Source organism: Lawsonia intracellularis PHE/MN1-00 (assembly GCF_000055945.1).
Classification (GTDB): domain Bacteria; phylum Desulfobacterota; class Desulfovibrionia; order Desulfovibrionales; family Desulfovibrionaceae; genus Bilophila; species Bilophila intracellularis.
In genome coordinates, this window is sequence record NC_008011.1 from 783,552 (window position 1) to 795,249 (window position 11,698).

General features: G+C 32.9%; 15 protein-coding genes and 1 tRNA gene. 2 read left to right on the forward strand and 14 right to left on the reverse strand.

Features of this window, described 5'->3' with window-relative positions:
- Positions 1-221: 221 nt before the first annotated feature.
- Together flgM and LI_RS03465 are read right to left on the reverse strand one after the other, a co-directional pair.
- Positions 222-539 carry a flagellar biosynthesis anti-sigma factor FlgM gene (flgM, locus tag LI_RS03460; protein WP_011526716.1) on the reverse strand — a complete coding sequence of 106 codons (318 nt, stop codon included), beginning with the start codon at positions 537-539 and terminating at the stop codon, positions 222-224.
- A gap of 27 nt (positions 540-566) precedes the next feature.
- Positions 567-977 (reverse strand): DVU0524 family FlgM-associated protein, encoded by a 411-nt coding sequence (locus tag LI_RS03465; protein ID WP_011526717.1) that lies wholly within the window; start codon positions 975-977, stop codon positions 567-569.
- 382 nt (positions 978-1,359) lie between these two features.
- Between LI_RS03465 and LI_RS03470 the strand changes: the two genes are divergently transcribed.
- Together LI_RS03470 and LI_RS03475 are read left to right on the forward strand one after the other, a co-directional pair.
- Complete coding sequence (locus LI_RS03470) at positions 1,360-2,625, forward strand: phenylacetate--CoA ligase family protein (RefSeq protein ID WP_011526718.1); 1,266 nt, start codon at positions 1,360-1,362, stop codon at positions 2,623-2,625.
- 529 nt (positions 2,626-3,154) lie between these two features.
- On the forward strand, positions 3,155-3,448 hold the full coding sequence (locus LI_RS03475; RefSeq protein ID WP_015353756.1) for an HU family DNA-binding protein: 294 nt from the start codon (positions 3,155-3,157) through the stop codon (positions 3,446-3,448).
- Between the two features lie 82 nt (positions 3,449-3,530).
- Here the strand turns inward: LI_RS03475 and LI_RS03480 are convergent, their stop codons facing one another.
- The 12 genes from LI_RS03480 to LI_RS03535 all read right to left on the reverse strand — a co-directional run bounded on the left by LI_RS03480 (position 3,531) and on the right by LI_RS03535 (position 11,542).
- Positions 3,531-4,337 (reverse strand): ZIP family metal transporter, encoded by an 807-nt coding sequence (locus tag LI_RS03480; RefSeq protein WP_011526719.1) that lies wholly within the window; start codon positions 4,335-4,337, stop codon positions 3,531-3,533.
- Positions 4,338-4,404: 67 nt separating this feature from the next.
- Positions 4,405-5,244: a bifunctional DNA-formamidopyrimidine glycosylase/DNA-(apurinic or apyrimidinic site) lyase gene (gene mutM / locus LI_RS03485; RefSeq protein WP_011526720.1), complete on the reverse strand. Its 840-nt coding sequence runs from the start codon at positions 5,242-5,244 to the stop codon at positions 4,405-4,407.
- A gap of 74 nt (positions 5,245-5,318) precedes the next feature.
- On the reverse strand, positions 5,319-5,630 hold the full coding sequence (locus LI_RS03490) for a cupin domain-containing protein (RefSeq protein WP_011526721.1): 312 nt from the start codon (positions 5,628-5,630) through the stop codon (positions 5,319-5,321).
- Positions 5,631-5,782: 152 nt separating this feature from the next.
- Positions 5,783-5,868, reverse strand: a tRNA-Leu gene (locus tag LI_RS03495).
- Between the two features lie 101 nt (positions 5,869-5,969).
- A complete protein-coding gene (gene fliQ, locus LI_RS03500; protein ID WP_015353757.1) occupies positions 5,970-6,239 on the reverse strand; it encodes a flagellar biosynthesis protein FliQ in 270 nt (89 codons plus the stop codon).
- Positions 6,240-6,275: 36 nt separating this feature from the next.
- Positions 6,276-7,064, reverse strand: coding sequence for a flagellar type III secretion system pore protein FliP (fliP, locus tag LI_RS03505; RefSeq protein ID WP_011526722.1), 789 nt, complete (start codon positions 7,062-7,064; stop codon positions 6,276-6,278).
- On the reverse strand, positions 7,045-7,539 hold the full coding sequence (locus LI_RS03510; RefSeq protein WP_011526723.1) for a FliO/MopB family protein: 495 nt from the start codon (positions 7,537-7,539) through the stop codon (positions 7,045-7,047). Before LI_RS03510 ends, fliP begins: the two co-directional genes overlap by 20 nt.
- A 25-nt stretch (positions 7,540-7,564) precedes the next feature.
- Complete coding sequence (gene fliN / locus LI_RS03515; protein WP_011526724.1) at positions 7,565-8,059, reverse strand: flagellar motor switch protein FliN; 495 nt, start codon at positions 8,057-8,059, stop codon at positions 7,565-7,567.
- 12 nt (positions 8,060-8,071) lie between these two features.
- Positions 8,072-8,641 carry a flagellar basal body-associated FliL family protein gene (locus LI_RS03520; RefSeq protein ID WP_011526725.1) on the reverse strand — a complete coding sequence of 190 codons (570 nt, stop codon included), beginning with the start codon at positions 8,639-8,641 and terminating at the stop codon, positions 8,072-8,074.
- Between the two features lie 141 nt (positions 8,642-8,782).
- Entirely contained in the window at positions 8,783-9,484 is a 702-nt protein-coding gene (locus LI_RS03525) for a YggS family pyridoxal phosphate-dependent enzyme (RefSeq protein ID WP_011526726.1), read from the reverse strand.
- Positions 9,481-10,455, reverse strand: a complete 975-nt coding sequence (gene era / locus LI_RS03530; RefSeq protein ID WP_011526727.1) for a GTPase Era — start codon at positions 10,453-10,455, stop codon at positions 9,481-9,483. Before era ends, LI_RS03525 begins: the two co-directional genes overlap by 4 nt.
- A gap of 226 nt (positions 10,456-10,681) precedes the next feature.
- Positions 10,682-11,542 (reverse strand): zinc metalloprotease HtpX, encoded by an 861-nt coding sequence (locus LI_RS03535; protein ID WP_011526728.1) that lies wholly within the window; start codon positions 11,540-11,542, stop codon positions 10,682-10,684.
- Positions 11,543-11,698: the final 156 nt, after the last annotated feature.

Genomic DNA, 11,698 nt, shown 5'->3' on the forward strand with positions numbered 1-11,698 from the left:
TATTGGTAAAGGAATAACTACAGGTAGTAATATATATTATATCTTTTTATAGAATATTAAAAAATAGTAACAATACCTATAATAATTATATTAGCATGTATAAAATTACATATAGTTATTGAAAAAACGTAACTATATAAATCTATACTAAACTAATATAGATTTATATAGTTACGTAAACAAGGTTAAGTGACTGCCTATTAAAAAATAAACTATACTTATTAACCAAAAATTTCTGACTCTAAACCTAACATGTTTTGGGCAATATCCTTACTGTTTATCTTATAATTACCTGACTCTATAGCAGCCCTAATTGAAGCTACCTTTTCTTCTCTTATATCTATAGAGTGCATAGCTTCTCTATACACTTCTACATATAGTTTGCCTTTAGGGGAAAGAATTACTTTATCTTCTTGAGGATAAGGTTCCCCTGACGTAGCATCTGTTTTCCCTCTAGCTACTTTATTTGATTTAGTTATCAAGTCACCCTGACTCGTAACCATTCCATATGGATTATTATTTACATCTTTGATATCCATATTTTTCCTCTTAGGAAAACATTAGTGCTACAACATAGTAGTATTTACTTTATCCAAGATCATTGTCCAAGCAAGACATAATATCTCAGTTTGTAATTTTGAGCCTACTTTTTCCCATTCATTATTAACTTTCACCAATATAACAACTTCAGGACTCTCTGGGGGATATTGAAAACAAATTTTATTATTAAACTTCTCTATTAATTCTTTTTGCACATCTTGTACCACAGATGAATTATAACCAGTGATAAGAAAATTTTTAAAAAACTCTTTAGCTACTAGTCTAACTAATATTTTCCTTTTTATTATCTTAGATAAACTAAGCGGCTCTTCTATTAAGCTAATTGCTTGACGATAACGTTCTAACCTTCGTGCTGTTACTAGTTGTTGTTCATACTTTTTTAACATATTACGTGTCTGAAAAGAAATTATTTTCATAACAATTCTCCTTCATTCACTCCATCGGTAAAATAAGAAGAAACTTTATGTTAAACTATAAAAGTGTTATAATCACTTTAATAACTATTTGAACTCATTAAATTAAAGAAACATCATTTTGGTATAACTCAACTAACAAAGAACTATAGTATAATTATTAAATATATATTATAATACCTCTTGGCTATTAAAAATAGCATACATAACTCTTTAAAATTATAATGCTTAATAGACTAGATATACTATTTTACTTTAAAAAAATATAGGGGAATTTATAGCTTTTTATATTTATTGTAATTTTTAATAATAACTACTTGCTTTTCCAGGGCGCTAATGTTTACTATAGCAACATTAACTATTTTATTTAATTGGAGTTTTTACTATGACTCGTAAGGATAGAACAGAAGGTATATATAGTCGACGAGAGGTACTTGATGAAAGTGAACGTCGTCAATATTATCTTATTCAACTAAAAGAATTACTTTCATACGCCTATCGCTATTCTGAAGACGTCAAAAAACGCTTTGATCGAGCCCAATTTAATGTTGAAAAATTTAAAACACTTTCTGATTTAAAACATATCCCTATCCTTAAAAAAAAGGAACTTATTTTTCTTCAATCCATTGGCCCTAGGTTAGGAGGATTACTTACAAAAGATATTGGTGATTTAAAACGTATTTTTCTTTCTCCAGGTCCAATTTTTGATCCAGAAGATCGTACTGAAGACTACTGGGGGTATACAGAAGCTTTCTACTCTGTTGGATTTCGACCTGGAGATGTAGTACAAGTAACTTTTAATTATCACTTATCCCCAGCTGGACTTATGTTTGAAGAACCTCTCCGTATATTAGGGTGTGCTTCTATACCTGCAGGACCCTCAGACGCAGGAACACAACTGGATATCATGCAAAAATTACGAGTATCTGGATATGTTGGTACTGCAAGTTACCTTATGCATTTAACCCAAAAAGCAGAAGAAAAAGGTATTAACCTCCGTAAAGATCTTTTTCAAGAAGTAGCCTTTGTTACTGGAGAACGTCTGTCAGAAAAAATGCGTTCACAACTTGAGAAAAAATTTGATATTATACTACGTCAAGGATATGGCACTGCTGATGTAGGATGTATTGGATATGAATGCTTCCATAAAACTGGATTACATATTTCTAATCGTTGTTATATAGAAATTTGCCATCCTGACACAGGAATTACCCTTAAAGATGGTGAGGTTGGTGAAATTGTAGTTACAGCTTTTAATAAAACATACCCACTTATTCGACTTGCAACTGGTGATCTTTCCTATATTGATCGCTCTCCCTGTATTTGTGGACGAAGTAGTCCACGGCTTGGTAGTATTGTTGGACGGGTAGATACAACAGCTCGAATTAAAGGAATGTTTGTATATCCTCATCAAGTAGAGCAAGTCATGGCTCGATTTGAAGATATTAAACGTTGGCAGATTGAAGTTATTAATCCTGATGGAATCGATGAAATGATTCTTTATATTGAAGCAAATAATTTTCATCAGGAAGAAGAACTTCTTCATCTCTTTAGAGAACGCATCAAATTACGCCCAGAACTAAGAATACTAGTTCCTGGGACATTACCTCCACATATTAAACCAATTGAAGATAAACGAGAGTGGGATTAATATAGTAAGTCTTCCATTACAACTAGAGGAAATTACCCACCCATATATACTAAATAATAAAGAGTTTTAACTTTAAGTTAAAACTCTTTATTATTTAGTAATATTTTTATACCTTTTAAATAAATATTGTAGCTATACGTTATTTTTACTATTATATTTAATTTTAATATTAAATATATTTTTTTACTGTATTTACTAATGAAACATATTGTGTATACTTAATGTTAGTATTATTTACTTATAAATATATAGTTTTATTACTACAAAATAATATAAAATTTGTTATTAATAATAGTTATAATACAATATATTTATGATAATAGATAAGATATAGTACTATCGCTATAGTAAATATATAAAGTAATCTATTTAAGTTATATATAATTTATCTATTAGTACTGATAGCTGTTTTTAGTATTTATATTATAAAAAATGTTAATGTAACATGAGATAGGTAAGATAAAGATACTTCTGCAAGGTCTATTATAAGACACATTTACTGCTACAAAACCTTTTAGGAGAAGCTAACATGGCTATGACATTGACAAAAGCTGCTATCGCCAAAAAGATTTGTTCTAAGTCAAACATTAGTCAGCAGAGTGCAAAAAGGAGCTTAGATATTATGCTTTCAATTATGAAAAAAGCACTCAAGACCGAACATGAAGTATTATTAAGTGGTTTTGGTAAATTTGAAACTTTCAAGAAAAAAACAAGAAAAGGTCGTAATCCTCAAACAGGCGAAGAAATAACTTTAAAAGAACATGATACCCTTACATTTCGTATTTCTCGAAAATTTAAAGAACATATGAAAAAATTACATTAAAAAAAAATCAATATTTATATCCATGAAGGCCAAGTAGAGTATGGCTTTCATGGATTATAATGCATAGTAATAATATCCTGACCTACCCTAATAAAACATCAAAACACATCATTACCACAAATCCTAAGATAATTGCCATACTGGAAGAATCTCCATTACCAGAAGCATAAGACTCTGGAACAACTTCTTCTACTACAACAAAAATCATAGCGCCTGCTGCAAAAGCCAATGCAAATGGTAGCAAAGTTGTTACAGTAGTGACAGCAAGCGCACCAATAATAACAGCAATAGGTTCAACAATACCGGAAAATAAACCAAAAAGAAAAGCTTTTTTACGTGAATAGCCTTCTCTTAATAATGGTCCAGAGACTGCAAGACCTTCAGGAATATTTTGTAATCCAATACCTAACATTAAAGAAATCGCACTAGATAACGTAGCTTCTGGTGTTCCTAACCCTGCAGCACCAAAAACAACACCTACAGCTAACCCTTCAGGAATATTATGTAATGTAATAGCAAGAACAAGCAATGTACTACGTGGTAACTTACTTTTTCTGCCATCTAGAACACCTTCTACAATATGAATGTGTGGGAGAATATAATCAAGTAATCGAAGGAAAGCAGCACCTAAAATTACTCCTGAACCAACAGGCACTAATGACCATTTCCCAAGATACTCAGACATTTCTAGTGCAGGTTCTAAAAGTGACCAATAAGAGGCAGCAATCATAATGCCTCCAGCAAAGCCAAGCATTAAGTCAAGAGTACGTCTAGAAAACTCTTTAGATATAAAGACAACTGCAGCACCAACTGTAGTAAATCCCCAAATCACTATCCCTGCAAGGAGAGCCATTCCTATAGGAGTATTAAAAAATTGTTCTATTATCATAGTAAATAACTACGTTACCTATTTAGTTAAATAACACATATATTACCACAAAATAAAAAAATAAATTTCATTCATGTGATCCATTAATAGGCTGACAAGAAGAGCACCAGACTGTCATCCTTCCCCCTATACGTGTTCCTTCCAAATCTTTTTTACAAACTACACAAGGCTTCCCAAAACGTCCATATACATTAAGTGAATTTTGAAAAGCACCAACATTGCCATCAGCTGCCCTGTAATCTTTAATAGAACTACCACAACTTGCAATAGCTTCTAATAAAACTTCTTGCAATGCATGATAAAGTGTAGCTATTGACTCCATAGATAACTGTGAAACAGTAGCCATAGGTGAAATTTGTGCACGAAAAAGACTTTCATCTGCATAAATATTTCCACATCCAGCAATTACTCTTTGATTCAGTAATAATGATTTAATATTACCTCTCCTACCCCGAAAACGTTCTATAAACGTTGAAACATCTATCTCTAACGGTTCTGGACCTAACGTATTCCAAAATGGCCATACTGGTTCTTCAGTTGTCGATAAGATACGGACATATCCAAATTTTCTTATATCTTCAAAAAAAATAGTATTACCATCATCAAGGGAAAAACTAACTCGTGTATGTGTGGTTGGACATCTATCTTGAGGATACACAAGAATACGTCCTGTCATCTTTAAATGAATACATAACGTATAAACATGACTATCTTTAATAACTAAAGGAATAAGAAGGAGCTTTCCTCTCCTAAAAGGTTTTCCAAATATAGCCCCAATAAGTACATCCAGAGATATATCTCCTTGTACAGAATCTTGGTTATATACAGTATAGTTCAGACACATTCTGCCATTAATTATTGGTTCCAATGTTCGAACAATAGTTTCAACTTCTGGAAGTTCTGGCATATCGATATACTAATAATTAAAAACCTTCTAAATAAAACTTTAGAAGGTTCAAATGACTTTTAGTAAAAAATTAACTAATGAGGGGTAACAGCTGCAATAGCAATCATATCTGTATGTGCTCTTAACCCATGTGGTTCCCTAATATTACCAATCAAAATTTCACCTTTTTTAGCAGGGAATGTTCCATCTTCTTTAAGAAAAACACCTTCTCCCTCAATAATATATATAGCAAGTTCACCATCTATATCACGATGATGAAGAGGTAATTCTTGCCCTTTTTTCAAATTAAAATTTAAAATATAAAAGCTTGAACCTTTATTAACCATTTGTTTTTTCATGCTGATATCATTAAATTCAGCATTTTCAATAATATTTAATGTGCGCATCTTATTACCCCTAAGCCTATCTAAGGCTTATCATTATATTATAACTCTAGCTAGGAATTCTCCCCAAATGAACCATAATGTAAAAACATATTTTACTTTTTTACTTCATCAGTAAAAATAAAAAATACCCTACAAATTAATAAAACTAGTATTGGTACCGGGAGCGAGACTTGAACTCGCAAGGGGTTGCCCCCGGCGGATTTTGAGTCCGCTGCGTCTACCATTCCACCATCCCGGCTTTATTTAGTTTTTATGGTATAAATATCTCTTTGGTCAAGTTTATAAATGCTAAAAAGAAAATGTTAACTAATTGCTATTACAATTTTTAACTTTATATTACTAACGGATATAATCTGGAATATTCAATATAAGGTTGCGTGTAAATGTAACCATTTTGTCTAGCATCCAAGGAAATGCTACAAGAAGTGCAACAAAAATAGACACAACTTTAGGAATAAATGTTAATGTCATTTCTTGAATTTGTGTTGCAGTTTGAATAACACTCACAACTATGCCAACAAAAAGTCCAATCCCCAACATTGGCATAGCCATTAACAAAGCCAACTCAATAGATTGTCTTGCAAAACCAATGACAAACTCTGGGGTCATAATTTTCTCCTTATAATAAAACTATTCCACAGTAGATTATAATAAAAAGCTATTTACTAATGAGCCAATAAGTAAGTTCCAACCATCAATCATTACAAAAAGCAGTAGCTTAAAAGGCATAGAAACCATCATAGGAGGTAACATCATCATACCCATAGCAAGTAATACACTTGAGACAACCATATCTACTATAAGAAATGGTATATAAATAAGAAACCCAATGATAAACCCTGTTTTTAATTCACTAATAACATAAGCAGCAGAAAGTAAAATTGTTGGGACATCATCTTTATTTTTGGGTTGTTCCATCCTAGCAATAGAGTAAAAAATAGATAGATCTTTCTCACGTGTATGTTTAAATAAAAACGTCCGTAATGGAGCTTGTGCACGTGTTAATGCTTCTGAAAAACCTAAACGTTCATCCAAATACGGCTGTAGTGCTGTATCATTAATTTGTTTCCCAACAGGAAACATTATGATAACAGTCATAAAAATAGCTAAACTTGCAAGAATTTGGGTAGGCGGAATCTGCTGAATACCCATAGCTTGTCTAAGAAAATGAAATACTATAATAATTCTTGTAAAACTTGTAACAGTAAGCATAATGGCTGGTGCTAATGAAAGCACCGTTAACATAAACAAGATTTCTAATAATAAAGAAACTTTCTCAGGTTCTGTCTGTCCACCAGACAGTGTAAGTTGTAAATTAGGTATAGCTATGTCTTCTGCAGCTTGTATACTTAATGGAAAAAACAAGTTAACAGAAAGAAAGATAATAACACATATTATACAAATGGAATATTTTTCAGGAACTTTCAGAATCATGTTGCTCGGCCCCATTCAACAAGTGTTCAAAACCCTGAGCATCACGTTCATTATATAGTATAGTATCTTTTAATAAAATAATATTTTTCTCTGTAATACCAATCAAAAGGCGTCTATCTAAAAATTTTATAACAGCAAGACCCTTTTTTGCTCCAAGTGGTAACTGAGCTTCCATCCTTAGTGCATCTCGAGGAAGAGCTGTAGGAGAAGGAATAAAATTAAATTTTCCATAACGGCGAACCAGCCAAACTGCTCCCCATAGACCAGCAAGTAATAAACACATAAAGCCTATTGCTTGAAAATAATTTCCCCATGAAAAAGTGGCATCTGCATGTGTTGCTACTTCATTTGCTGTATGGATCGCCTGATCTACGACTGTATCAACCTTAGAAAACTTGTCTACATTACTTCCTTTATTTTCTTGGACAACAGCTATAGTAGAAAAAAGGGAAGAAATAAGATATAACCATGCCATTGAATATAATCCCCTTTTATCCCTTCTATGCTAACTGTTTTACACGTTCAATAGGACTAATAATATCTGTAAGCCTTACGCCAAACTTTTCATTTATAACAACAGCTTCACCTCGTGCTACAAGTTTCCCATTAACAAAAACTTCTAGAGGCTCTCCTGCTAGCTTATTTAACTCAACAACAGAACCTTGTCCAAGCTGAAGAAGCTCATTAATAAGAAGACGAGTACGCCCAAGCTCTGCAGAAACATCTAAGGGTATATCTAAAATAAAATCTAACTCTCGACGACTTCCCTCAGGTCTAGGAGTTCTTGCAATGTCTGTCATATCTTTAAACGTTGCTTCTATTGCATGTGAACCAAAACCTTTTTCCTTTTCTTCCTGAACAGCTTGTTGTTCTGTTTCTGCCAAAGCAGAAGCCCATGCATCAGCAAGCTCTTCTTCCTCAACTTTTGCAGATTCTTCCTCTGTTTTTTCAAGAGAGGCAGCCCATTCTGCTGCAAGCTCTTCTTCTGTAGCCATAACTACCTCATATTACTGAATAACAAAGTCTGTAAAGTATATCCGTACAACTCTTGGTTCTCCTAATATTTGATTAAGCCTAGATGCAACTTCATTTTTTAATAAAACTTTTCCTTCTGCAGAAACAAGCTCATCTGAAGTTTTACTTGATAATAGTAAAATAATAGCATCTCTTACTCGTGCACTCTGTGTTAAAAGATTTGTTATAGCTTCTTCAGAACTTAATTCAACATCCATCCCTATTCTCAAATATTTACTCCCTGAAGGATCAGCAAGATTTACTGTAACAGAAGGAAGAGAGACAGGTTTTAAGAGTGGTTTTGGATCTGTAGGTGATGATCCTTTTCCTCCTTCTTTTTTATTAGCATTATCAGATTGCTCCTGCGATGTTCCAGGGTTACCCCCTCCCTCTAATAAATGCTTAAATGTTGCATCAGATCGTAAAAATAGCCACCAAGAAGCACCTGTAATCACACCTAGTAGTAATAATAACACAAGTAAAATAATAAAAATTTTTAATCCAGAGCGCTTTTTTGGTTTTCCTCCTGTGTCATTATTTTCAGGTAATTCATCTACTGGCATTGAAATACTCCTTCAAAGTCAATTTCAAAGTCAATTTACATCCCAATAGTAAAAATGATACCTATAAATAATACTCTACACTGTAGATAAATCAAGTAATAACTCTTTGATATTACAGTCGTAATAAAGAAAAAATTTCCTCTAATTGTTTAATCGATGCCCAAAAATACTTGTACCTATTCGAATAAGTGTTGCTCCCTCTTTTATAGCTTGGATATAATCATTTGACATTCCCATAGATAATTCTGGTAAAGTAATATCTAATAACACTTCTAATCTATCACGCAGCTCACGGAGCTTAGTAAAATAACAAGAAACAACTTTTCCTTTATGAGTAATAGGAGGAAGACACATAAGACCACACAACTTAAGTTTAGGTAATGATAAAATAGTTTCTGCAAGAAAAGGTAACTCAGCTACTGTTATACCTGCTTTCTGTGGTTCATCTCCTATATTTACTTGAAGTAAAATTTTTTGACTTGGTCCATCCTCTGGAAGACGGGAAGATAATAGTTTTGCTAACTTTATAGAATCAATAGTATGAATATACTCAAATTGACCAACAACATTCTTTATTTTATTTGTTTGAAGTCTTCCTGTGAAATGCCACTCTATAGGCAGTCCAGAAAGTTCTGATTGTTTATATATAGCTTCCTGAACATAGTTTTCTCCAAAAGCTTTTTGTCCATAATTAAATACATTCACTATTGTTTTTACAGGATGGAATTTTGAAATAGCAATAAGTTTTACTGATTTTTTATCACGTCCAGAGCTTACAACGGCTTGCTGAATTTGATCATGTAAAAATTCTAATCGCTCTTTTAAAAATTCTTCAGATATCATCCTATTTCCTCTGTACCAAAACCAAGTTCATACAAAAACTGATTATCATTAATCCAACTTTCACGGACCTTTACCCATAACTCTAAATGTACTTTCTTCCCTAACAAAGCCTTAATTTCTTTACGTGCCATTGTTCCTATAGATTTAATCCTTTCGCCTGCTTGGCCAATGACCATAGCTTTATGTGAGGCTCTAGCTACATAAATGACAGCATATATCACCACTTGGTTCTTTCTAGATTCTTCATCCCATTTTTCTACTTCAACAGCTACAGCATAGGGAACTTCTTGATATAACTGCTCAAATAACTTTTCCCGTATTATTTCTGCTACCATGAAACGCACTGGAACTGTAGAAAGTTGATCCTCAGGGAATATTGCCTCACCTTCAGGCAACTTCAAACAAATTGTATCTAATAATTTATCTGTACCATTTTTATAACGTGCTGAAATAGGAAAGATTTCTGCCGTTGGGAAATACTCTCCAAGTTTAGCTAACATTGGTAACATACGAGACTTATCATGAAATACATCAATTTTATTTACTACAATAACTATAGGACGTACTTCTTGTCTCAAAACTTCAACAAAAGGCTCAATATCCCTATCCATAAGGTCAGGTTTTTTTAGATATAATCCACCATCTAAAACACAAACTATACTATCAGCAATAGCAAGACCTTGCCATGCAGATTGCAACATAAGCTTTCCAAGCTGACCCTGTACATGATTCTTTTCGGAACAAATTCCAGGTGTATCTAAAAAAATAACTTGCATATCATCTTGTGTAAGAATTCCACCTATCTTATTTCTAGTTGTTTGAGGCTTTGAGGTTACAATAGCAACCTTTTGACCTACAAAGGTATTTGTTAAGGTGGACTTCCCTGCATTTGGTGGACCTATAAGTGCTACCCAACCACAACGATATGTTTTTAATTTATCTCCAATATTACTGGATGACTGTGTATTCATATTAGTTACTTCATCACTCCTATAATTACTCTAAATACGTTAATAATATTGAGTAAGTAATGTTAACGTGACATAGTTATTCCATATATCTATATATAGTTAATTATTTTATTCTATTCATTCCACTTGGGACGACATAAACGTTAAACAAGCTAACAACTATTAATCACCTTAAAAGTTAAGATGATCCTTCAATTCTAAAACATGATTACATATATAAGACAAGTTAATTATGATTTTGGACCATAGCTCGTAATCGTATGACTCTATCATGAATATCGGGGTGGGTACTAAATAAAGTAGCCATATTCCCACTAAACAATGGTGCAACAATAAATAATTCTGAAGTTGATGGATTACCTTGTTGCATTGGAATCTGTTGGTTCCAATTAAAAAGTTTTTCCAAAGCCCCTGCAAGAACAAGAGGTTTACCTGTAAGCTTTGCACCTGTTGCATCTGCTAAGTACTCTCGTGAACGAGAAATAGCAAATTGAATGATTGTTGCAGCAATTGGTGCAAGTAATGCCATAGCTAATACTACAAGAGGATTTGAGTTTTCACCATCTTCATTGTGTTGTCCAAAACCAAAAATAGCTGTAAACTGTAATAAATTGGCAATAGAAACTATCGCCGAACCTATAACACTTGCTACTGTTTGAATAAGGATATCTCGGTTTGCAATATGTGCAACTTCGTGTGCTAAAACGCCTTTCAATTCTTCTGGAGATAAAATACGTATAATCCCTTCCGTAACAGCTACAACACTATGTTCTGGATCTCTACCTGTAGCAAAAGCATTTGGTGCATCTTCAGGAATAACCACAATCCGTGGCTTAGGTATACCTGCACTTTGTGCAAGCTCTTCTATCATAGTATGAATCATAGGTGCTTCATCAAATGATAAAGGTTCTGCATTATACATACGTATAACAAAGCTATCAGAATACCAATAACTCCAAATATTCATAAGTAAAGCTAAACCAAAGGCAATAATAAGGCCTGTCCTCCCACCTAACACCCCACCAATAACAATAAGTAAGCCAGAAAGGACTGCAAGTAGAATAAAAGTTTTTATTTGACTTGTCACAACTCTAATACTCCTTAACAACAATTTTGTATTGCAATCCATATAATCCAAATTATCTTACTATAGTAAGAACAGGAATACATTTTGACAAGAATTAATAAGCTAAACTTGATTCTTTAAGCATATTAGTTACCATTCAATCCTAGCCTAAAAGCT

Bases quoted from the DNA above. Each gene is read 5' to 3' on its own strand.
- flgM (WP_011526716.1), bottom strand. From the start codon at position 539: ATGGATATCAAAGATGTAAATAATAATCCATATGGAATGGTTACGAGT.
- LI_RS03465 (WP_011526717.1), bottom strand. From the start codon at position 977: ATGAAAATAATTTCTTTTCAGACACGTAATATGTTAAAAAAGTATGAA.
- LI_RS03470 (WP_011526718.1), top strand. From the start codon at position 1,360: ATGACTCGTAAGGATAGAACAGAAGGTATATATAGTCGACGAGAGGTA.
- LI_RS03475 (WP_015353756.1), top strand. From the start codon at position 3,155: ATGGCTATGACATTGACAAAAGCTGCTATCGCCAAAAAGATTTGTTCT.
- LI_RS03480 (WP_011526719.1), bottom strand. From the start codon at position 4,337: ATGATAATAGAACAATTTTTTAATACTCCTATAGGAATGGCTCTCCTT.
- mutM (WP_011526720.1), bottom strand. From the start codon at position 5,244: ATGCCAGAACTTCCAGAAGTTGAAACTATTGTTCGAACATTGGAACCA.
- LI_RS03490 (WP_011526721.1), bottom strand. From the start codon at position 5,630: ATGCGCACATTAAATATTATTGAAAATGCTGAATTTAATGATATCAGC.
- fliQ (WP_015353757.1), bottom strand. From the start codon at position 6,239: ATGACCCCAGAGTTTGTCATTGGTTTTGCAAGACAATCTATTGAGTTG.
- fliP (WP_011526722.1), bottom strand. From the start codon at position 7,064: ATGATTCTGAAAGTTCCTGAAAAATATTCCATTTGTATAATATGTGTT.
- LI_RS03510 (WP_011526723.1), bottom strand. From the start codon at position 7,539: ATGGCATGGTTATATCTTATTTCTTCCCTTTTTTCTACTATAGCTGTT.
- fliN (WP_011526724.1), bottom strand. From the start codon at position 8,059: ATGGCTACAGAAGAAGAGCTTGCAGCAGAATGGGCTGCCTCTCTTGAA.
- LI_RS03520 (WP_011526725.1), bottom strand. From the start codon at position 8,641: ATGCCAGTAGATGAATTACCTGAAAATAATGACACAGGAGGAAAACCA.
- LI_RS03525 (WP_011526726.1), bottom strand. From the start codon at position 9,484: ATGATATCTGAAGAATTTTTAAAAGAGCGATTAGAATTTTTACATGAT.
- era (WP_011526727.1), bottom strand. From the start codon at position 10,455: ATGAATACACAGTCATCCAGTAATATTGGAGATAAATTAAAAACATAT.